The following is a 21,226-nucleotide window of genomic DNA, read 5'->3' on the forward strand; positions in this document are numbered from 1 at the left end:
CTGGTGATCAGGGGTCTCACGCGGGGTTCCGGGGAGACGGCCGGCCCTCGACGTCGTCACGTTCATGTGCTGTTCACGCGGTGTGTGGCCTAGTACACAAGCCACGATGGCCCGGGTGCAGTCACCGAAAACATGAAGGAGTTGGCTGGGTCCCGTCGTCGTCTTGTAGATTCGAACGAAAGACGGGGAACCGGAACCTCTCTGTTTCCCCCTGGAAACGGTGGCCCCACGCCACCGTCGACAACGCGACACCTTCACCACACCGACAAGGAACGGCGGCGACCCGATGCGGCTGCGCGCACTGCTGGAGAACGACGCGCTCGGGCTGCGCCTGCTCGGCGGCGAGGAGGAGCTGGACCGCAGTGTCCGCGGCGTGATGACGACGGACCTCAAGGACCCCAGCCGGTATCTTTCCGGCGGCGAGCTGGTCCTCACCGGGCTCGCCTGGCTGCGGGAGCCGTCCGACGCGGAGCCCTTCGCCCGCATCCTGGCCTCGGCCGGGGTCGCGGCGCTCGCGGCGGGCGAGGCCGAGCTCGGAGACGTACCCGAGGACCTCGTACGGGCGTGTTCGCGCCACCGGCTGCCGCTGTTCGCGGTCAACGAGTCCGTTGCTTTCGCGACCATCACGGAGCATGTTGTTCGACAGGTCTCCGGCGAGCGGGCCGGGGACCTGGCCGCCGTCGTCGACCGGCACCGCAGGCTGATGACCTCGGGCCCTGCGGGCGGCGGCCCGGAGGTCGTCCTCGACCTGCTCGGCTCCGACCTGGACCTCCGGGCCTGGGTCCTCTCCCCCACCGGCCGCCAGATCGCGGGCGCGGGCGAGCCCCTTCCGGCCGGTCTGGCCGCTTCCCTGGCCGGGGAGCACCTGGCCGCCACCCGGACCGGGAGGCGCGGCCCGCACCGGCTGACCACCGGCGGAACGACCTACTCCCTCTTCCCGATCCGCAACACCGGCCGGGGCGCCGTCCCCGCCTCCCGGGACGTGCGCGAGACCGTCCTGTCGGACTGGCTGCTCGCCGTCGAGGCGGACGCCGGGGACTGGCCCGCCGCCCGGCTCGACCTGCTCCAGGGCGTGACGCAGCTGATCGCCGTCGAGCGGGACCGGCGCGACGCGGCCCGTACGGTCCGCAGACGGCTCGCCCAGGAGGTCCTGGAGCTGGTGCAGACGGGCGCGGCGCCCGCCGAGATCGCCGCCCGGCTGCGGGTCGCCGCCCCGGTGCTGCTGCCCGGCCTCGGTACGGCCCCGCACTGGCAGGTGGTCGTGGCCCGGGTCGAGTGGGAGCAGGAGGCCGGTCAGGGCCCCGCCGTGGAGGCGGGTCCGGTCGCGCAGGCGCTCCTGGAGGAGATCCTGGTGGACCCGGCGACCGTGGGCGCCGAGTCGGCCGACCGGATCGCCGTCGCGCACAGCGGCGACGAGGCCATCGCGCTGGTCCCGCTCGTGGCGGGACCGCTGCCGGACAGCGAGGACGAGGGCACGGCGTCCGCGCTCGGTCTGCACGCCGACGCCCTCCTGGCGGCCGTACGGGCTCCGCTGTCGGCCGGGCTCGCCGACGACGGGCGGCTCACCCTCGGCGTCAGCGCCGCCGTGCACTCGGCGGAGGGGCTGCGCGGGGCCCTGGAGGAGGCCCGGCACGCCCGCCGGGTCGCCGCCGCCCGGCCCGGCCGGGTCTGCGCCGCCGGGCACCACGAGCTGGCCTCGCACGTGCTGCTGCTGCCGTTCGTGCCGGACGACGTCCGGCGGGCGTTCACGGCCCGGCTGCTCGACCCGCTGCGCGACTACGACCGGCGGCACCGGGCGGAGCTGATCCCCACCCTGGAGGCGTTCCTGGACTGCGACGGCTCCTGGACGCGCTGCGCGACCCGGCTGCACCTGCACGTGAACACGCTCCGCTACCGGGTCGGCCGGATCGAGCAGCTCACCGGACGCGACCTCTCCCGCCTTGAGGACAAGCTCGACTTCTTCCTCGCTCTGCGGATGAGCTGAGGGGCCGGACCCTGCCGGGGGCCCGCCCGGCGGGCGGGGTGAGCCGGGGAGCCCGCGCCCGGCGGACGGGCCGGACCGGGGGCCGGGCACGGTTCTCCGGACCAGGGGCCGGACCGGGGGCCGGGCACGGCGGACGAACCGGGCCGGGCCGGGCCCAGCCGAGCCGAACGGGTGGGCCGAAGAGGTGGGCCCGGCGGACGGCCTCGGGGTCCCGTCCGGCGGACGGGCCAACGAGGCGGGCCGGGCGGACGCGCCGAGGGGCGCGTCGGACGAGCGGGCGCCCGGCGGACGTGCCGGGGCCGTGCGCGCCGGAGGCGCCGCCTGCGGATGAGCCGGGAACATCCGCGCGCGCTTCACCCGTTCGGGCGAGTTCCGACGGGTGACGGCCGGGCCCGCGAGGGCGCTCGGGGCCGGACCGCCGAGGGGCCCCGCCGGGGCCTGATCACGGGCCCCGAGGCGGTCCGAGGCCCTCCCGGGTACCCGCGCGGGGGCGGCTCCCCGGCGCACCGGACTCTTGTGAATTCTTTCACCTGACCCCTTGGCCAGGTGCTCCCCTTCGTGCTGAGATGCGGGTCTACTCAACAGCTCAATGGCGCGCTCGGGGAGGGCAATGTGGCGGACACCGCCATGTCTGGTTCCGAATCAAGGGGTGGCGAAGAAGATCCGTCCCTCGCCTATGGCAAGGAGACTCCCGTGGAGACCGCCATATGGCGTCTCCGCTCCCGTGGCTGCTGGACGGACGCGGCGGCGCTGCTCGCGCCGCACGCGACGGAACCGGCCGCCGCACTCGAACGGGCCGCGCTGCTGATCGAGCGCTGCCTCTACACCGAAAAGGGCTGGGCCGACGCAGAGGAGGCACTGAGGGCGGCCGAGGCGGTCGCCCGTACCGACGAGGAACGCGGCGCCGCCGCCTGCGAACGCGGCTACCTCGCCTACGCGTCCACGCTCCTCGGGGTCCGCGACCGGGCCGACGAGGCACGGATGGCGCTCGGCAGGGCCGCCGCCCTGATCGCCCCCTCCGGCGAGGGCCGTCCCCTGCTGGACCTGCGGCGCGGGCTCATCGCGCAGAACCTCGGCGACTCCCCGCAGGCGGCCCGTGCCGCGTACCGCAGGGCGCACGCCGGGGCCACCGCGCAGGGCGACTCGCTGCTGCTCTCCTCCACCTGGCGGCACCTCGCCGGACTCGCCCTGCGGGAAGGGGAGTTGGCGGAGGCCCGGCACGGCTTCGCGGAGTCGCTCCGCATCCGGGAGGAACTGGGCTTCCTGGTGGGCACGGCCCCGGCCCTCACCGCGCTCGCCGACACCGAGACGGAACCGGAGGCGGGCCGCCTCCGCGCCGAGGCCCGGCGGCTCTTCCGGCTCCTGGGCGGGGTGCCGACCTGGCTCGCCGGTCAGCTGATCCCCCGCACGGTGGCCTGAACCACCGTTTCCTGAGGGTTTCTTGACACTCCCTCAGGAAACGGTCCGGTTCCTCGGGGCCAGGCACACCAGGCTCTCGTCGGTGCCGACGAGCAGGGAGCCCGCGCCGGTGACGGCGACCGCGCGGACCGGCGGCCCCGGACGGAAGGCGAGCGCGGGACCGCCCTCGGGACGGTGCAGCTCGACCACGCCGTCGGCCCAGGCAGCGGCGACCACCGGACCGTACGGGGTCTCCGCCGCGTGGAGCGACACCACCGGCGAGGGCCGCTCCGCGAGGGGCTCGGGCAGCGGATCGCGGCCCGGGGTCCAGAGCCGTACGGTCCCGTCCGTCCCACCGGAACAGACGAACGGGGACGCGGAGTCCACCGCAGACACCGCCGTCACCCGCCCACTGTGCGAGGCCGCCTGATGCAGCCCCCGCAGCCCGAAGGCGTGTACGGAACCGAGCCTGTCCCCCACCACCACCGAGCCCGCGACGGCCGCGAGAGCCGTCCCCGGATGACGGGCCAGGGTCGCCGAGACCGCCTCCGTGAGCCGCTCCAGATAGGGGGCGCGCGGCGCCGCCCCCCGTACGGTGTGCAGCCTCCCCCGGTCGTCGAGGAGCAGCACCGTGCCGTCCGGCGCGGGCGCGAGCGCCGTGATCCGGCCCGGCACGGTGTGCGCGAGCCGCCCGGCGGGGCTCGCGTCGGCCTCGTGCAGCAGCCGTACGGCTCCGGTGCGGTCGCCGACGAGCAGGGTCCCCTCCAGCGGGCCGCCCGCCGCGCCGAGCACGGCGACCGGGCCCGGCCAGGGCGGGGTGAGGTCACCCCGGTGGCGCGCCCAGCGCAGCCGCCAGGGCGCCCCCGCCGCCAACTCCGCGAGCGCGGGCCGCAGTCGGGGGTCCGCGCCGTCGCCCAGGGCGGACAGCAGCACCAACGCCCGCTCCGCCGGGGGCTGTTCCCGGCAGAGCGACTGACCGGCCCGCATCCAGGCCGCCCGCAGCCCGCCGTGGTCCTCGGCCGCGTCCTCGCCCGGTCGCGCGGGCGGTTCGGGACCGTCGAGGGTGCCCGGCAGCCCGGCGGCGGCGGACCCGGTGACGTACGCCGTGGTGACGAGCAGCGGATCGGCAAGGCACACGGCCACCGGGTCGGCGAGGTCGGGCACCGGCCCGCCGAGGAGCCCGGTCCGCTCCCGTACGGGCTCCTCGGGCCGGTCCTGGCCCGGTCCTCCCGGACGGTCGGCGTCGCCGTCGAGTTCGTCGAGTTCCACGACGGCGACCCGGTGTCCGGCGCCCAGGGCGGCGGCGGTCGTGGTCCCGCCGCGCGCCTCGACCACCAGCCGGACCCGGCCCACCCCCGCCAGCTCGGCGATCAGCCGGACGAGCGCCTCCGGCTCGGCGGCGGCGTGCAGATCGGTCAGGAGGAGGACGGTCCGGCGCGCCTCGCCGGTCGCCAGGGCGTGGACGAGGTCGCCCGGCGATCTGGCGACCACGCCGAGCCGGTCCGCGATCGTCCAGGTCGCCCCGAGCGCGCTCTGCCCCGCGAGCGGGACGAGGGCACGGGCCGCGCGCCGACGCGGCCGTCCGGCGCGCGGACCGTACCGGGCCAGCCAGTCGAGCAGCGCCGTCTTCCCGGTGCCGGGCGCCCCGGTGACGAGGCAGAGCCGGGGCGACTCGGGGTCGGTGAGCCAGCCGAGCAGGGCCGTGGCCTCGGCCCCCGTACCTATGACGGAGCGGCGTCCGTCCCATGCCGGGGACGGGGTCGCGGACGGCATGGGGCAACCTCACGGGTGACGCGGCGGCGGGCGGCTGACGTTCTCGACCTTAGTCGCCCGGCGCGCTCAGCACTCCGATCCGGTGAAGTGCTCCAGGACCAGGGCCCGCACGACGGTCAGGTCCTGGGCGATCAGGGCGTCGAGGAGGGCGGTGTGCTCGGCGGCGTCCGCGACGAGCGTCCCGTGCCGGAGGGCGGGGGCGCTGATCAGGGGCCACTGGGAGCGGCGGTGGAGGTCGTCGGCGACGGCGAGCAGCTGCTGGTTCCCCGCGAGGGAGAGGACGGCCCGGTGGAAGGCGCGGTCGGCCTCGGCGTAGTGGGCGCGGTCTCCCCGGGCGGCGGCCGTCGAGGTGGCCTCGGCCAGCGGGCGCAGCTCGGCCCAGCGGGCGGCGGGGACCGTGCGGGCCAGCCGCAGCATGACGGGGACCTCGATGAGCGCCCGGATCTCGGCCAGTTCGGCGAGTTCGCGGGGGGTGCGCTCGGTGACCCGGAAGCCCCGGTTCGGCACCACCTCGACGGCGCCCTCGACGGCGAGGCGCTGCATGGCCTCCCGGACGGGGGTGGCGGAGACGCCGAAGCGCTCGCCGAGGGCGGGGGCGGAGTACACCTCGCCGGGCACGAGCTCACCGTCGACGAGCGCGGTCCGCAGCGCGTCGAGGATCTGCACGCGCACGGAGTGCCGCACGACGCGCGCGGGGCCGGGGGGCGGGTCCAGGACGGTGTCCTCGTCCGGGAACACGTCCCCCTTCACGCGCGCGCGTGAAGAGGGCCCGGGGACGGCCGAAGGCCCGCAGCGGGTGTGCTCACCCCGCACCGCCTCGGCGGAAGCGGAGGCGGAGCCGGACACGGAGCCGGGGGGCGGAGTGGGAGCGGGCACGGGAACGACGGAGCCGGAACCCGGAACCGCCGCACCGCCGGACGCGGGACCAAGAACAGGCCCGGAAGAGGGAAGGGGGGCGGAGGAAGGAACGCCGGGAACGGTGGGAACGGTGGGCGCGGCTGCGGGAACGGCGGAGCCGGAGCCGGGAGCCGTCGCGCCGCCGGACGCGGGGCCGGGGACGGAACCAGGCGCGGAATCGGGGACGGAACCAGGCGCGGTGGACGCGATGTCCCGCGCCGTGGTGCCGGTGGGCCCGGAAGCGGGGCCCGGGTCGGCGGCGCGCGACGCGGGGACGACGGGCGCGGCGGGCGCGGCACCGAGCCCGGGAACGGGGACGGCGGGCGCCGCGCCGGGCCCGGGAACAGGATCGGGAACCGTGGCGGCGACGGGCGCGGGCCTGGGAACAGAACCGGGCGCCGGGGCCGTCGGGCCGGTGCCGGGCGCCCTGTGGTGCCGCGTCTCCTCGCGGGCCCGTTCCGCCGTCCTCCCGGAGGCGGTCCCGGTCGGCTGCCGGGTGGCCGCGCCCCGGGCCTGTTCCGGTACGCGCGCGGGGTCGCCGAAGGACGGAGACGTTCGTTCCGTCGCCCGCTCGCGCGCTGCGCCCTGCTCCACCCGGGTCCTCCTGCGGCCTCGTGCCGGTCCCGGCTCGCGTCGCCCGGGTCCTCTGTGCACCATAGGCGAACGGACCACCGTCGGGGGTGCGCGGGCTGCGCCGCTGGTGGGAGAGGTACGGCGGTAGTGAGACGGCACCCAGGATCGGGTAAGGTAAGGCTTACCTGTCAACGCTCGCGATTCGGTGGTCCGCCCATGACCGTCCCCGCCCTGTTGCCCGCCCTCCCGGTCTCGCCCGTCGCGGCCGCCTATGCCCGCCTCGCCGAGGTCTTCCCCGGCCTGCGGACGACGGAAACGGACCCCGGCGAACGGCTGCCGCGCGGAGCCGGCTGGGTCGGCGCGGACGAACTCGCGGCCGGAGGCCCCGCCCTCGACGCCTTCCTCGCCTGGGACGACGCGCAGGTGCTGCGCGACTACGGCACCCGCGCCCGCCCCGACGTCGTGGCGAGCTTCGGACTGCACCGGTACGCGTGGCCCGCCTGCCTGCTCGTGACGGTGCCCTGGTTCCTGGACCGCAGGGTCCCCCGGCTGCCCGCCCGCAACGTGTCCTTCCAGCGCGCCCTCGGCCATCTGGCCGTACGGATCGAGGAGTTCGCCTGTCTGCCGGGCGACCCCGCGGCGGCACTGCCCGGCGCACGGGTCGTCGCCGACGAGGACGCGCTGCGGGCCGAGGTCCGCGCCTCCCTCGCCGAACACTTCGAAGCGGTCCTCGACGGCTTCGGCCCCCGGCTGCGGCGGGGCCGCCGGGCCCAGTGGGGCATGGCGACGGACGAGATCGTCGAAGGCCTCTGGTACATCGGCACCCTCCTCGGGGAGGAGCGACGGGCGATGGCCGAGCTGGACCTGCTGATGCCGGGCACCGCGAAGCCGTACAAGCCGTACGCGGGCTCGGCGGGCTTCCGCGAACTGCCGGGTTCCGAGGGGCCCGACGGGCTGCCGCGCGCCACGCGCTCCCGGGCGGCCTGCTGTTTCTTCTACACCCTGCGCCCCGAGGACACCTGCCTCACCTGCCCGCGCACCTGTGATGCCGAGCGGGTCCGCCGACTGGCCGCGACGGGCTGAGCCTCCCGGACGATTACGCCACCCGGGAGGGTGACGTAAATCGAACTCAACCCCGTCCCCTTGAGCGGGCGTTCGATCAGATCACACCTATTCGTATGTCCTGCGCCCCCGATGGCGTTCTCTTGCCCGGAAAACGCCTGAGCGCCGCACGGGGTCGGCCAGTATGGGCCGCCAAGACGCCCCACTGCGATGCAAGGGACACCGCATGAGACTGACCGACATATCGCTGGACTGGCTGCTTCCGGGCGGCGTGATGGTGGCCGGGGTCCTGACGGCGGTGGCGGTCCTCGCGCGCGGGAAGCGCGCCGGTGACCAAAGCTCGGCCGACGACTCCTGGGAACGCAACGAGGAGCGCCGCAGACGCAAGGAGGCGGTGTACGGCACCGCCGCCTACGTCCTCCTCTTCTGCTGCGCCGCGGTCGCCGCGGCACTCTCCTTCCACGGACTCGTCGGTTTCGGCCGGCAGAACCTCAACCTCTCCGGGGGCTGGGAGTACCTCGTCCCGTTCGGCCTCGACGGCGCGGCCATGTTCTGCTCGGTGCTCGCGGTCCGCGAGGCCAGTCACGGCGACGCGGCCCTCGGTTCGCGCCTGCTCGTCTGGCTCTTCGCGGGCGCGGCGGCCTGGTTCAACTGGGTGCACGCACCGCGCGGTCTGGGCCACGACGGGGCACCGCAGTTCTTCGCGGGCATGTCCCTCTCGGCGGCGGTCCTCTTCGACCGGGCCCTGAAGCAGACCCGCAGGGCGGCGCTGCGCGAGCAGGGCCTGGTGCCCCGCCCGCTGCCGCAGATCCGGATCGTGCGGTGGCTGCGGGCGCCGAGGGAGACCTTCGCCGCCTGGTCGCTCATGCTCCTCGAAGGGGTGCGGACCCTGGACGAGGCCGTGGACGAGGTGCGCGAGGACCGGCGGGAGAAGGAGCAGAACCGGCTCCGGCGGCGCGACCAGGTCAAGCTCGACCGGGCACGGCTCAAGGCGATCAACCGCCAGCACCGTGCCTTCGGGCTCGGCAGGGGCGGCGGCCGTCAGGTCGAGGTGGCGGCGCTGGCCGCCCCGGCGGGGGCCCCTGGCCCCGGCTCGGGCGGCGGCAGCGGTACGGGTTCCGGCTCCGGTTCCGCGACGGCCGTCCAGGCCGCCGTCGCGGAACCGGCCATAGCGGACGGACAGCTGCCTCTTCGCCCCCGGCCCTCCCTCCAAGCCGTCGGGGGAGCTGACTCCCGGACGGTGGACCTCACGGCGGAGGACGACACACAGGCGCTGCCCCGTCTCGATTCCCTGGAGCGCAAGCTCAAGGATCTGGAGCAGCAGTTCGGCTGAGCGCCGGACCGTCCGCGCCGGAACGGCGGGGCCGCCCCTTCAGGCGGCCCCGCCGTTCAGTTCGAACCAGACCACCTTCCCCACCGTCCGCTCCTCGACTCCCCAGGAGTCGGCCAGGGCGTCCACGAGGACCAGCCCCCTGCCGTGCGTACCGTCGTCGGCGGGCGGTGCGAGCGGTGGGGCGAGTCCGGGGACGAAGTCGCGCACCTCGACCCTGAGCTGCTCGGGGACGACCGTCGCGGTCACGACGGCACCCCGCCCGGTGTGGATCAGGGCGTTGGTCACCAGTTCGCTGGTCAGCAGTTCCGCGACGTCGGAGGCGCCCGGACCGCCCCATTTCCGCAGCAGTTCGCGCAGGGCATGTCGTACCTCCGGCACCGCGGTGAGATCCGTTCCTCCCACCTTTCTGAGCAGTTGAGTCGGCTGTCGTGCCTCCCCGGCCATAACCCCCACCCACAGATCGTGTCGAACAGGCTCACCGGGATGAATGCCCCGACGAACCGTCCGCATTCCCTCAGGGCCGGGGTACGTTGCGCAGGTTGGACCGGGCCATCTGGAGCATCCGGCCCACTCCCCCGTCCAGGACGATCTTGCTGGCGGAGAGGGCGAAGCCCGTCACCATGTCGGCGCTGATCTTGGGCGGGATGGAGAGCGCGTTGGGGTCGGTGACGACGTCGACCAGCGCCGGGCCCTTGTGCCGGAAGGCGTCCTTGAGGGCTCCGGCCAGCTGTTTCGGCTTCTCGACACGGACGCCGTGGGCCCCGGCGGCCCGTGCGACGGCGGCGAAGTCCGGGTTCTTGTTGGTCGTTCCGTACGAGGGGAGTCCGGCCACCAGCATCTCCAGCTCCACCATGCCGAGCGAGGAGTTGTTGAACACGATCACCTTCACCGGCAGGTCGTACTGCACGAGGGTGAGGAAGTCGCCCATCAGCATGGAGAACCCGCCGTCGCCGGAGAGCGACACGACCTGCCGGTTCCGGTCGGTGAACTGCGCGCCGATGGCCTGCGGCATCGCGTTGGCCATCGAGCCGTGGCTGAACGAACCGATGATCCTGCGCCGTCCGTTGGGGCTGAGGTAGCGGGCCGCCCAGACGTTACACATCCCGGTGTCCACGGTGAACACGGCGTCGTCGTCGGCGAGTTCGTCGATCACCGAGGCCACGTACTCGGGGTGGATCGGGAGGTGCTTCTCGACCTTGCGGGTGTACGCCCTGACGACCCCTTCGAGCGCGTCGGCGTGCTTCTTGAGCATCTTGTCGAGGAAACGCCGGTCGTTCTTGGCCCGGACGCGGGGGGTCGTACAGCGGAGGGTCTCGCGGACGTCCCCCCAGACGGCGAGGTCGAGCCGGGAGCGGCGGCCGAGGCGCTCGGGCCGCACGTCCACCTGCACGATCTTCACGTCGTCGGGCAGGAAGGCGTTGTACGGGAAGTCGGTGCCGAGCAGGATCAGCAGATCGCACTCATGGGTGGCCTCGTAGGCGGCGCCGTACCCGAGGAGACCGCTCATCCCCACGTCGTAGGGATTGTCGTACTGGATCCATTCCTTGCCGCGCAGGGCGTGGCCGACCGGGGACTTGATCCGTTCGGCGAACCGCATGACCTCGGCGTGCGCCCCGGCCGTGCCGCTGCCGCAGAAGAGCGTCACCCGGTCGGCCTCGTCGATCATCGCCACCAGGGCGTCGATCTCGGCGTCCCCGGGGCGCACGGTGGGCCGGGAGGTGACGAGCGCGGTCCCCGGCGTCCGTTCCGGGGCGGGCCGGGAGGCGATGTCGCCGGGGAGCGACACCACGCTGACGCCGCCCTGTCCGACGGCGTGCTGGATCGCGGTGTGAAGCAGCCGGGGCATCTGCTCGGGGTTGGAGATGAGTTCGCTGTAGTGGCTGCACTCGCGGAACAGCTGGTCGGGGTGGGTCTCCTGGAAGTAGCCGAGGCCGATCTCGCCGGACGGGATCTGCGAGGCGAGGGCCAGCACCGGGGCCATGGAGCGGTGGGCGTCGTACAGCCCGTTGATGAGGTGCAGGTTCCCCGGGCCGCAGGAGCCCGCGCAGGCGGCGAGGCCGCCGGTGATCTGGGCCTCGGCGCCCGCGGCGAAGGCGGCGACCTCCTCGTGGCGCACCTGGATCCAGTCGATGTCCCGGGTCCGGCGGATCGCGTCGACGACCGGGTTGAGGCTGTCACCGACCACGCCGTACAGGCGCCGTACGCCCGCGCGCACGAGGATGTCGACGAACTGTTCCGCCACGTTCTGTCTGGCCATGGATCCATCAACACACGGCCCGGCCCGTCACGCCTCCCAGACGCCCGCCCCCGTGCGGTCGTCGGCGTAACCGGTCACCCTCAGCTGGATGTCGGCGAGGAAGGCGGCCAGTCCCGGCGGCTCGGGGTCGGCCCAGCGGTCCGCCAGCTCCCTGGCCAGGGCGGGTTCGCCCCGGATCGGCTCGGCGAGGCCGGACGAGGCCAGGAGCAGGATGTCACCGGGCCGGGCGACGGAGGCGCGGAAGCGGAACGGCTCGGCGGGCGGCGGTACGGGGTCCTCGACGAGCGGCCCGGGGGCGGTGGTGATGCCGAGGTCCATGGTGAAGCGGTCGCCCTCCTCGTCGGTCTCGGGGGCGGCCCCCGTGGCGGGCTCCGCGGGGGTCTCCGCGGCGCGGGGCGGGGGCGAGCCGAAGCCGACGACGGGGGCGCCGGTGACGGCCTCCGGTTCCGGTGCGAGGGGCTCGATGTCGTGCCAGACGCCGTCCCTGAGCCGGAACAGACCGCCGCCGCCGATGCCGAAGAAGACCCGGGTGCGGCAGGTGGGGTCGGCGGGGACGAGCAGGCAGCGGAGGGTCGCGGTGTACTCGTCGGGGGCGAGACCGCGCTCGGCCGCCCGGCTCCTGAGCTTGCCGTAGGTCCGGTCGGTGAGCCGGTGCAGTCCCGACTTCAGCTCGCCCCGGCGGCCCGACCTGATGTCCTCGGAGAGCCGGGCGTGGCTGCGGCAGACGGCTTCGGCGATCCACCGGCAGGCGTCCGCCGCGGCGAGGTGGGCGTCCTCGGCGGCGCGGGAGCCCGCGGCGACCGCGACGAGGACGAGCGCGGTCTCGTCGTAGCCGAAACGGGCGGTGAGCAGGGCGTCGCGGCGGGGTTCGCCACGGTAGCGCGCGGAGTCCCCGCGCACGGAGGCCGCCCGCAGGGTGCTGGTGCCGTAGCGGGCGCCGTCGAGGACGGTGTCGGCGACGAGTTCGCCCAGTTCCCCGGGGCGCGCGACGGGCAGTGCGGTCGGCTCGGCCTCGTAGGTGGGAGGTCTGCCGCCGACGAATCCGGTACGGGGCCGGGGCACCGTCACCTGGACGGTGAGGTCGGGGTCGGCGCCGGGCGGCTCCTCGTCGGGGTCCGGGAGGTGGATCTGAACGGTGGGCGCCTCGACGGGCGGGGGTGGCGGAGGTCCGGGGAACGTCCTGGGCCCGCTCCCGGGCGCCTCCCAGGGCGCGGGCGCGGCGGGGAGGGGCGGCGCCGGGGCGGGTGGCGGCGCGGGCGCGGGTGGCGGCGCGGGCGCCTCCCGGAGGGGCGGTGGCGCGGGGGGCGCGGCGCGCGGGTCCCTCGGGGCGGGGGGCGCGGCGGGTTCCGGCGGGGTGCGGTGCGGTACGGCGAGGGGCGCGGCCCCGGGGTCCGGGGCGGCGGTGTCCTGAAGGGACGCCGGGCCGGGCGCCGGGCTGTGGGCCGCGACCGGGTCCGTGCTCCGGTCGGGAGCCGTGCTCGGGTCCGTGTCCGCAGCCGGGTCCCGGTCGGAAGCCGTGCTCGGGCCGGGGGCGGGCTCTTGAGCGGTCTCCGGGGCCGTGCTCCGGTCGGGAGCCGTCTCCCGGTCCGTATCCGGGGCCATGCTCCGGCCGGGAGCCGTCTCCCGGTCCGCGTCCAGGGCCGTGCTCCGGCCGGGAGCCGTCTCCCGGTCCGTATCCGGGGCCGTGCTCCGGTCGGGGTCCGTGCTCCGGGCCTGGATCTGGCCCGGAAGGGCCGTGGGTGGGGCCGCCGGGGCCCGTGGGGTGGTCGGGGCGGCGCGGAGTGCCGTGGCGAAGTGGTCGTCGAGCGTGTCACCCGGGACCGTCGGGGCCGTGGCCGGCGCCGACTCGTCGTAGAGCTTGTCCCACCAGCTGTCCCCCTGCTGAGTCATGCCCTTATTGTCCACCGCTCGCGGCGCCCGGGAACGGGACACCGGAAAAACCGTTGCCCCGAATGGGTGATCCGCCGGGCGACCCCACCCCCCACGGGAAGGACGCCCGGCGGACCGGCGTGATCAGCGCACGTCGTAGGCGCGGACCACGGTCTGGGTGACGGAGTTGCCGTGGGCGTCCGTCAGTTCGGTCTTCAGGGTGACCGGCTTCCCGGACGCGCCCGCGTGGTTCACGGTCGCGGTCCAGCGCCCGCCCTGCCGGGAGACCCGCGCTTCGGTCCAGGTCCCGCCTCCGTCGTAGGAGTACGAGAGCGTGGCCGAGGTGAGCGCCGCGGGGGTGTAGCCCGCGTGACCCGTCACGGTCAGGCCGATGTGCTGGCCGTCGGTCGCGGCGAGGGTCTTGAGACCGTCCTCCGGAAGGTCGTACCGGGGGAAGAGAATCGGTATGCCCTGAGAGTAGACGCTCTCGTCGAGCTTGGAGGTGAATTTCCACGCCGAGTTGACGGATGTGGAGCGGTTCCACACCTTGCTGCCGAGCTTCATGCTGTTCAGTTCGAGCGTGTACGCGCCCGCTCCGGCGGGGACTTCGAAGGCGCCGGACGGCCAGCCGGTCTCACCGACGGTCTTCCCGTCGCGGCTGAGCCGCAGGTTGCCGATGTCGCCGAAGGAGCCCGGTTCGGCGTGGTGGGTGCCGTCGCCCCAGAGGGCGGCGGAGAAACCGATCAGGTTGCCCTGCCGTTCGGCGACGAGGACCTCCTCGCCCGTGGTGTCGCGCGGGGCGGTCGGGGCGAGGACGCCGTCGTACCAGCGTTCGGTGCGCCGCTCGCCGGGCCGGTAGACGTGCCGGGCGCCGCTCATCAGCTCGCCGAAGGGGAAGCTGCTGCCGATCATCTCGGACCAGGCGGTGTCTCCGGTCGAGTAGTAGTCGGTACGGGTGCCGGGGGCGGCGACCGTCTCCAGGGAGCCGAAGGAGACGGTGGTGCCGTCGGGCCGGTGGGCGGCGGGGAAGTGCGTGAAGTCGGCGGCGGCGCCCGCGGAGCCGTAGCGGGAGTCCGTACGGCCGAGGCGGTGGTCGCGGACCCGGTAGGTCTTCTCGGAGCGGATCGCGCCGTCCTCGGGGAAGGCCAGGTTGTACGCGTACGGGCTCTTCGCGGTGGCCCGCCAGGTGAGCGTGACCGGGCCGGTCGTGAGCCCGCGCAGGAGTGCGGTCGCCTCGCCGGACGGGACGGAGAGGACGGGCAGGCCGAGGGTGGTGAACGAGCCTCCCGGGTACCAGCGTTCGGGCGTGGTGTGGTGGACGAGGACGGCGACGGCACCCGCGTCCCGGGCGGCGCGGGCGACCTCGGCGGCGGAGGTGGAGCCGTCGGGCAGCCGGACGAGGGCGATGCGGCCCCGGACCCCGGCGGCGGCCAGTTCCCCGGGGGTGCCCGTTCCGGCGTCGACGAGCCGGGCGGAGCCGGTGCCGTCGAGGTTGTCGGAGCCGGTGGACCCGGTGAGCGGGTGCAGGGTCAGACCGCCGGTGGTGCGCAGCGAGGTGATCTGGGGGGCGGTGGTGCGCCAGTAGCTGCCGAACTCGAAGTCGCCGTCGGTGGCGGTCCCTTCGACGGAGGCGTAGTAGGAGCGGATGGTGCGGGGGCCCGCGGCGGTTCCGGCGTGCAGCCAGGCGCCGTCCCAGGACCGGGCGAACGCGAGGGTGGCGCCCCGGAGTTCGGAGGGCCGGTCGGTCCGCACGGACAGTTCGTGGGCCTTGCGGGCGTCGAGGACGACCGTGGTGTCCTTCTTCAGTTCCAGCTGCGGGCGGCCGAGGTAGCTGAGGGAGTCGGTGAGGGTGGCGGTCGCGCCCGGGTCGGCGGTGGTGACGAAGGAGGAGAGGAAGTAGGCGCCGGGGCGCAGGCGGTAGACCTGTTCGGTGGCGCCTTCGTTGAAGCGGCGTTCGCCGCTCGCGGTGTCGGTGCCGATGACGTCGAGCGAGGAGGCGCCGGTGGCGGGCCCGCCCCGCCGGTCGATCAGCTTGACGCGGAGGGTGACGGTCTCCGGCTCGACGTGGAGCGAGAAGGGGGTGGAGACACGGACGCCCCGGGCTCCGGTGGCCAGGACGCGGCCGGTGACGTCACCGTACTGGGCGCGGTCGAGGCGGGCGGTCGGGTCGATCTCCAGGGGGACCCGGACGGTGGCTCCGGCGGGGACGGTGACGGTCCGCTCGGCGAGTCGGGCGACCGAACTCCGTATGCGGGAGCCGTCGTTGCCGGTGACGGCGGCGACGGTCAGGTTCAGGGTGACCGGGGTGCCGGAGGTGTTGGTGTAGGGGACGGAGACGGTGGTGCGGTCGCTACGGTCCTGCGGCCAGGAGAAGGTGCCGGCCTGGACGGCGGGGGCGCCGAGGACGGTCTGACCGATCGCCGCCCTGACGTCGAGGCGACCGCCGCCCACCTCGCGGACGTCGCCGGGCACGGAGCTGTCGGCGGAGGCGACGAGCGCGGCCTTGATCTGCCGGGCGGTCCAGTCGGGGTGTCGCTGCTTGACGATCGCGGCGGCGCCCGCGACGTGCGGAGCGGCCATCGACGTACCGGACATGGACCGGTAGGCGTACACGCCCCGGCCGCCCGCGGCGGCGGCGGAGATGCCGACGCCGGGCGCCGCGATCTCGGGCTTGAGGGTGTGGTTCCCGATCGTCGGGCCGCGACTGGAGAAGTACGCGGTGGAGTCGTCGCGGTCGGTGGCGCCGACGGTGAGCACGCTAGGGGCGCAGCCGGGCGAGGAGACCGTGTTGAGGGCGGGACCCGAGTTGCCCGCCGCGACGACGAACAACGTGCCCTCGTCACGGGCGAGTTCTTCGGCGGCGAGGCTCATCGGGTCGGTGCAGTCGGTGGGTTCGGGGCTGCCGAGGCTCATCGAGACGACGTCGGCGCCCTGGGCCACGGCCCATTCCATGCCCGCGATGATCCAGGAGGCGGCGCCGGAGCCGGAGTCGTCGAGGACCTTGCCGTTCAGGAGGGCGGCGCCGGGCGCGACGCCCTTCTTCCGGCCCTCGCTCGCGGCGCCGGAGCCGCCGACGGTGGAGAGGGTGTGGGTGCCGTGGCCCTGGTGGTCGCCGGTGGTCTCCGAGTCGGTGAAGTTCTCGGAGGCGGTGATCCGGCCCTTGAGGTCGGGGTGTTCGGCGTCGGCGCCGGTGTCGAGCACGGCGACCTGGGTGCCGGTGCCGTCGTATCCGGCGGCCCAGGCTTCGGGGGCGTGGACCTGCCGGGTGGAGCGCTCCAGGGTGGCCCGGACCTTGCGGTCGAGCCAGAGCTTCTTGATCCCGGTGGTGGCGGTACGGGCCCGGGGGGCCTCCACCTCGGCCCAGAAGGTGGCGGCCCGCTTCTTCTCCGCCTTCATCGCGACGGCGTCGACGGTCCTGAGGACCTGGCCGCGCCGGGCGCCGCGCGGGGCGGCGGGGACGGAGCGGCCGAGGTCGGAGCCGTAGACCGCGATCAGGGGCAGGGTGGCGGTGGCGGTGTCGTCGTAGCCCTGGCGGACGAGTCCGGTGACGTTGAAGAGTTCCTCGTCGACGCGTCCGGCGGCGAGCGCGGCGGTGGCGGTCTCGGGGTAGACGTACAGGTCCTGGCCGGAGCGGCGGGTCTGGACGAGGGGGACGGTGCCGTCCTCGCGGGGCAGGGCCGTGGCGGCCGGGGCTCCGTCGGCGCCGTGGGTGACCAGGACGCGGTCGCCGGTGACCAGGGTCACCGTGGCGGCGCGGTCCCCCGCCCGGGTCGCGGCCTCGCCGCCGACCAGTGGTCGCTTCTCCGCCGCGCCGTCCCCAGGCTCGTTCGCCATGGACGGCGCGACCGCGGTGACGGCCAGGGCTACGGCGGTCGCCGCCCCCAGGGCCGTACGCGAGATCGGACGCATCGCTCTCCCCCATCTGATTCCGGAGGAAAGGCACAAGTCGCCCGGCTCCGGAAGCTGTTGGTGCTGCGGTGGCGCCACATTGGCAGAGGTGAGGGCGGTACAGGGATGATGGGCGAGGCGGGAATACGCCGTGGCCGTTTCCCGCCAGGTCACCAACGGAACGAATGCCTCCGGTGAATGTCCCGGGAAGATCCGGAGCGCCGCCGGGGGGTGCGGCGAGGGACGGGGCATCCATGCTGGGAGCGATAGGACTCGACGAGCGCCAGGAGTCCGCCTACCGGGCCCTGGTGGCGCTGGGCGCGGCCGAGGTGACCGATCTCGCGCACCGGCTCGCGCTGCCCGAGCGGGACACCGAGCGGGCTCTGCGCCGACTGGAGGCCCAGGGGCTCGCCGCCCAGTCGTCGGCCCGCACCGGGCGGTGGGTGGCGGCGCCGCCCGGGGTCGCGCTCGGCGCGCTGCTGACCCAGCAGCGGCACGAGCTGGAGCGGGCCGAACTGGCGGCGAAGCTGCTCGCCGAGGAGTACCGGGCGGAGGCGGCGGAGGCCGCCGTGCACGACCTGGTGGAGGTGGTGACCGGCGCGAGCGCCGTCACCCACCGCTTCCTCCAGCTCCAGCTGGGCGCGCAGGAGGAGGTCTGCGCCCTGGTGACGGGCAAGCCGATCGCGGTCTCCGGGATGGAGAACGACGCCGAGGAGCAGGCGGCGGGTCGTGGGGTGCGCTACCGGGTGGTCATCGAACGCGAGGTGCTGGCCCTGCCCTCCGGTCTCCTCGAACTGTCGGCGGCGCTCGGCCGGGAGGAGCGGATCCGGGTCACCGACCGTGTCCCGACGAAACTGGTGGTCGCGGACGCGAGCCTGGCGATGGTGCCGCTGACCGGGCGGGGCGCGGAACCCGCCGCGATCGTCGTGCACGCCAGCGGACTCCTGGAGTCCCTGCGGGGGCTGTTCGAGTCGGTGTGGCGGGACGCGCTGCCGCTGCGGCTCGGGGCGGGCGCGCAGATCACCGAGGAGGAGGCCCCCGGTCCGGACGCCGTGGACCTGGAGATCCTGTCGCTGCTGCTCGCCGGGATGACGGACGCGAGCGTGGCCAAGCAGCTGGACCTCGGGCTGAGGACCGTACAGCGGCGGGTGAAGGGCCTCATGGAACTGACCGGGGTGACGACCCGGCTCCAGCTGGGCTGGCACGCGTACGAGAAGGGCTGGGTGGCCCGGCACTGACCGGGGGCGTGGCCGGGCGCTCCGGTCAGTAGCTGGAGGGGTGGCCGGGCGGCCCGGGTGAGTACCGGGGACACGGCCGGACGCCCCCTGTCAGTACCGGGGGGCGTGGCCGGGCGCCCCGGGGCAGTGGCGGGGGCGTGGCCGGGCGCTCCGCACCGACCGGCCCCGTACCCCGACCGATGGCCTTGACCTGCGGGAACACCGGGTCTCCTGCACCCTGGTCACATGGGTGTGGCGCAGTTCCTGCTGATCGCGACGGTGATGCTGCTCGGACTGTTCGGGGTGCTGGTCCCCGGCGTGCCGGGGACGTGGCTCGTCTGGGCCGCGATGCTGTGGTGGTCCCTGCACGAGCGGACGGACCTCGCCTGGATCCTGCTGGCGTCCACGACGGGCCTGCTGCTGCTCACCCAGGTGGTCGTATGGCAACTGCCGCCGCGCCGCTTCCGGGGCACCGGCATCACCCGCCGGACGGCGGCGTACGCCGGAGCGGGCGCGGTCCTGGGCTTCGTGCTGGTCCCGGTGGTCGGGGCGGTACCCGGCTTCGTCGGCGGGATCTACCTCTCGGAACGGCTCCGCCTCGGCGGGCACGGCCAGGCGCGGGCCTCGACCCGCGCGGTGATGCGGGCGGCGGGCACGAGCGTGCTGGTGGAACTCTTCGCGTGCCTGTTGATCGTGGGGGCGTGGGTGGGGGCGGTGGTGGCGGAGTGACGGGGCCGCCCTTCGGGGTGGCGCCCTTCAGGGGTGGTGCCCTTCAGGGGTGCGGAGCAGGACCCTCAGGGGTGAGGAGGACCTGCCGAGGGGCACGTACGGGCCCCTCTTCGGGGGTGCGGGCGGCCGAGGGGAGGAGCAGGATGAAGTCGGCTCCCCCTCGGGGGTGTTGGGGTCGGCCGGGTGCCGCCGTGCGGGAGCGCGTTCTCCGGGGCGGGACCGGGACCGTATCCCGCCGGAGCGCCGGTCCTCCGCCGGGCGCGCCCATGAGTCCGGCCCTTAGGGGTGGCCCTACCCGTAAGGGCGATCCGACTTGTGCGGGTCGCCCGCCCCGTAAGGGGCGCGTCCTCTACGGGCGTGCGCCTGGCACCGGCGCGGCACGGTCGAGGTACCGCGTCGCGTAGGACCGCCAGGGGCGCCACGCGTCCGTCCCCGAGAGGTCCGGTTCCGGTGCCTCCGGTTCCGGACGGTCCTGTTCTGGACGACCCTGTTCCGGACGGTCCGGGTTCGGGTGATCCGGCAAAGAGACGTCCGGGTCGCCGAGCGCTCGCATCCGGATGAGGGCGGCGGCCCCGGCGTCGACGCCCGGGACGGCTCGCAGGGCGCGCTCGGCCTCGTCGCGGTCGGCGCCCGGGTCGAGCCGGACGTCGCCGTCGGCGAGCGCGCGGGCCAGCGGACCCGCGACGGGGTGCCCGGTCAGCGCCCGGGGCTCCGGGAACACATGGGTGAGGGTGCCGCAGGCGGTGGCCAGCGGCGTACCGCACGCCTCGACGACCCGGGCCGACTCCGCCGCGCCGAGGACCGTCCGCAACGCGAACTCCTCCGGTTCGGCCGTCCCCGGGGAGCGGACGCCGGGCCTGGCCGCGACCTCGGCGGCCAGCCCCGGGACGGCGCCGAGGCGCTCGGCGACCGCGTACGGGTCGGCGTCCAGATCGAAGAGGCGGCGCAGCCGGTGCACGGCGGTGGTGAGGTCGCGCAGTTCGGTCAGATGGATCCGGGCGTCCAGCCAGTGCCCGGCGGACCGTTCGTCCACGGAGACCACACCGGTGCCGTACGGCAGTCGCAGGGTGCGCCGGTAGGTACGGCGCCCGGGGGCGCCGACGACCTCCTCCACCCGGGGCACGGCCTCGGCGGCGAGCAGGTCGAAGACCTCGTCGGCGGCGTACGGCCCCCGGTGCGCCAGCCGCAGCGGCACCCCGGCGGCGAGGGCGGTGCGCGCCCCGGCCCCGCTGCCCGCCTCGGCGCGCAGGTCGGTGGGGGTGCGGGCGTACACGGTGCGGATCGTCTCGTTGAACTGGCGGACGCTGGCGAACCCGGCCGCGAACGCGATCTCGGTCACCGGGAGCCCGGTCGTCTGGAGCAGCAGCCGTGCGGTGTGCGCCCGCTGGGCGCGGGCGAGCGCCACGGGGCCCGCGCCCACTTCGGCGGTGAGCTGGCGCTGCACCTGCCGGGTGCTGTAGCCGAGGCGTCCGGCGAGACCGGGCACGCCCTCGCGGTCGACGACGCCGTCGCCGATCATGCGCATGGCCCGCCCGACGACATCGGCCCGTACGTCCCAGGCGGCGGAGCCGGGCACGGCGTCCGGACGGCAGCGGCGGCAGGCCCGGAAGCCGTGGCCCTGGGCGGCGGCGGCCGTCGGGAAGAACGCGACGTTCCGCCGCTTGGGGGTGACGGCGGGGCAGCTGGGACGGCAGTAGATCCCGGTGGTCCGTACGGCGAAGAAGAACTCGCCGTCGAAGCGTGCGTCCCTGCTGCTGACCGCCTGGTAGCGGGTGTCGTCGTCGGTCACGTCTCCCAGTGTGCGGCCGTACGCGGGGCGGGGCTCGCGGTTTTCGGACGTGACGCTGACGGGAGGGAGGGGGAAGGGAGGAGGGAGGAGGGAGGAGGCGGGCCGGGAGCAGGGGCCGCCCGGCTTCTGGCTCACCGGGGTGAGCCGGGCCCTGGCACGGGCGGGCGGACCGGACCGGGGTCCCGGCTCACCCCGGCCCGGTCGGACGGACCGGGCCGGACCGGACCGAGCCAGGCCGGACCGAGCCAGGCCGGGCAGGGCCGAGCAGGGCAGGCAGGGCGGGCAGGACAGGGCAGGCAAGGCAGGCCCGGCCGGACCAGCCGGGCCCATGATCCGGCCCGATCGGACCACGTCGGGAAGGCCCCGGCCCTGTCGGAGGGGCGCCGGGCCGAAGCCCCCGGGGGTCCACCCGGGTCGGCCGGAACCAGAGGTACCCGCCCGTCCCCCGGGCGAACCG

13 protein-coding genes are annotated in these 21,226 nt (G+C 75.0%); 6 read left to right on the forward strand and 7 right to left on the reverse strand.

What is annotated here, in order from left to right; all coding sequences use genetic code 11:
• The first annotated feature begins 286 nt into the window (after window positions 1–286).
• On the forward strand, window positions 287–1,984 hold the full coding sequence (locus ACFXGN_RS12170) for a PucR family transcriptional regulator (protein WP_384856964.1): 1,698 nt from the start codon (window positions 287–289) through the stop codon (window positions 1,982–1,984).
• Window positions 1,985–2,611: 627 nt separating this feature from the next.
• The gene (locus ACFXGN_RS12175) at window positions 2,612–3,403 is read left to right on the forward strand and encodes a hypothetical protein (RefSeq protein WP_384856966.1); all 792 of its coding nucleotides are present in this window, start codon (window positions 2,612–2,614) and stop codon (window positions 3,401–3,403) included.
• Between the two features lie 33 nt (window positions 3,404–3,436).
• Here the strand turns inward: ACFXGN_RS12175 and ACFXGN_RS12180 are convergent, their stop codons facing one another.
• Both ACFXGN_RS12180 and ACFXGN_RS12185 read right to left on the reverse strand, forming a co-directional pair.
• Entirely contained in the window at window positions 3,437–5,155 is a 1,719-nt protein-coding gene (locus ACFXGN_RS12180) for a hypothetical protein (protein ID WP_384856968.1), read from the reverse strand.
• 66 nt (window positions 5,156–5,221) lie between these two features.
• A complete protein-coding gene (locus ACFXGN_RS12185; protein WP_384856971.1) occupies window positions 5,222–6,031 on the reverse strand; it encodes a GntR family transcriptional regulator in 810 nt (269 codons plus the stop codon).
• A gap of 810 nt (window positions 6,032–6,841) precedes the next feature.
• On the opposite strand from ACFXGN_RS12185, the gene ACFXGN_RS12190 reads away from it, so the two are divergent.
• Both ACFXGN_RS12190 and ACFXGN_RS12195 read left to right on the forward strand, forming a co-directional pair.
• Window positions 6,842–7,708, forward strand: a complete 867-nt coding sequence (locus ACFXGN_RS12190) for a (2Fe-2S)-binding protein (RefSeq protein ID WP_384856974.1) — start codon at window positions 6,842–6,844, stop codon at window positions 7,706–7,708.
• A 205-nt stretch (window positions 7,709–7,913) separates the two neighbouring features.
• A complete protein-coding gene (locus ACFXGN_RS12195; protein WP_384856977.1) occupies window positions 7,914–9,020 on the forward strand; it encodes a DUF2637 domain-containing protein in 1,107 nt (368 codons plus the stop codon).
• 39 nt (window positions 9,021–9,059) lie between these two features.
• Here the strand turns inward: ACFXGN_RS12195 and ACFXGN_RS12200 are convergent, their stop codons facing one another.
• The 4 genes from ACFXGN_RS12200 to ACFXGN_RS12215 form a co-directional block, all read right to left on the reverse strand.
• Window positions 9,060–9,464 carry an ATP-binding protein gene (locus ACFXGN_RS12200; RefSeq protein ID WP_384857720.1) on the reverse strand — a complete coding sequence of 135 codons (405 nt, stop codon included), beginning with the start codon at window positions 9,462–9,464 and terminating at the stop codon, window positions 9,060–9,062.
• A gap of 70 nt (window positions 9,465–9,534) precedes the next feature.
• Window positions 9,535–11,277, reverse strand: coding sequence for a pyruvate dehydrogenase (locus tag ACFXGN_RS12205; RefSeq protein ID WP_384856980.1), 1,743 nt, complete (start codon window positions 11,275–11,277; stop codon window positions 9,535–9,537).
• A gap of 27 nt (window positions 11,278–11,304) precedes the next feature.
• A complete protein-coding gene (locus tag ACFXGN_RS12210; RefSeq protein ID WP_384856983.1) occupies window positions 11,305–13,167 on the reverse strand; it encodes a protein phosphatase 2C domain-containing protein in 1,863 nt (620 codons plus the stop codon).
• Between the two features lie 123 nt (window positions 13,168–13,290).
• Entirely contained in the window at window positions 13,291–17,055 is a 3,765-nt protein-coding gene (locus ACFXGN_RS12215; protein WP_384856986.1) for a S8 family serine peptidase, read from the reverse strand.
• A 233-nt stretch (window positions 17,056–17,288) separates the two neighbouring features.
• Between ACFXGN_RS12215 and ACFXGN_RS12220 the strand changes: the two genes are divergently transcribed.
• Complete coding sequence (locus ACFXGN_RS12220; protein WP_384856989.1) at window positions 17,289–18,272, forward strand: helix-turn-helix domain-containing protein; 984 nt, start codon at window positions 17,289–17,291, stop codon at window positions 18,270–18,272.
• Window positions 18,273–18,497: 225 nt separating this feature from the next.
• Window positions 18,498–18,980, forward strand: coding sequence for a DUF456 domain-containing protein (locus ACFXGN_RS12225; protein WP_384856992.1), 483 nt, complete (start codon window positions 18,498–18,500; stop codon window positions 18,978–18,980).
• Between the two features lie 349 nt (window positions 18,981–19,329).
• Here ACFXGN_RS12225 and ACFXGN_RS12230 read toward each other — a convergent pair whose 3' ends face one another.
• Entirely contained in the window at window positions 19,330–20,769 is a 1,440-nt protein-coding gene (locus ACFXGN_RS12230) for an AlkA N-terminal domain-containing protein (protein WP_384856994.1), read from the reverse strand.
• Between the last annotated feature and the right edge of the window lie 457 nt (window positions 20,770–21,226).

This window comes from Streptomyces sp. NPDC059247, assembly GCF_042754005.1.
Classification (GTDB): domain Bacteria; phylum Actinomycetota; class Actinomycetes; order Streptomycetales; family Streptomycetaceae; genus Streptomyces.

Excerpts from the sequence above, each read along its gene's own strand:
- ACFXGN_RS12195 (WP_384856977.1), top strand. The coding sequence starts at position 7,914 with ATGAGACTGACCGACATATCGCTGGACTGGCTGCTTCCGGGCGGCGTG.
- ACFXGN_RS12170 (WP_384856964.1), top strand. The coding sequence starts at position 287 with ATGCGGCTGCGCGCACTGCTGGAGAACGACGCGCTCGGGCTGCGCCTG.
- ACFXGN_RS12180 (WP_384856968.1), bottom strand. The coding sequence starts at position 5,155 with ATGCCGTCCGCGACCCCGTCCCCGGCATGGGACGGACGCCGCTCCGTC.
- ACFXGN_RS12175 (WP_384856966.1), top strand. The coding sequence starts at position 2,612 with ATGTCTGGTTCCGAATCAAGGGGTGGCGAAGAAGATCCGTCCCTCGCC.
- ACFXGN_RS12190 (WP_384856974.1), top strand. The coding sequence starts at position 6,842 with ATGACCGTCCCCGCCCTGTTGCCCGCCCTCCCGGTCTCGCCCGTCGCG.
- ACFXGN_RS12200 (WP_384857720.1), bottom strand. The coding sequence starts at position 9,464 with ATGGCCGGGGAGGCACGACAGCCGACTCAACTGCTCAGAAAGGTGGGA.
- ACFXGN_RS12215 (WP_384856986.1), bottom strand. The coding sequence starts at position 17,055 with ATGCGTCCGATCTCGCGTACGGCCCTGGGGGCGGCGACCGCCGTAGCC.
- ACFXGN_RS12205 (WP_384856980.1), bottom strand. The coding sequence starts at position 11,277 with ATGGCCAGACAGAACGTGGCGGAACAGTTCGTCGACATCCTCGTGCGC.
- ACFXGN_RS12210 (WP_384856983.1), bottom strand. The coding sequence starts at position 13,167 with ATGACTCAGCAGGGGGACAGCTGGTGGGACAAGCTCTACGACGAGTCG.
- ACFXGN_RS12225 (WP_384856992.1), top strand. The coding sequence starts at position 18,498 with ATGGGTGTGGCGCAGTTCCTGCTGATCGCGACGGTGATGCTGCTCGGA.
- ACFXGN_RS12220 (WP_384856989.1), top strand. The coding sequence starts at position 17,289 with ATGCTGGGAGCGATAGGACTCGACGAGCGCCAGGAGTCCGCCTACCGG.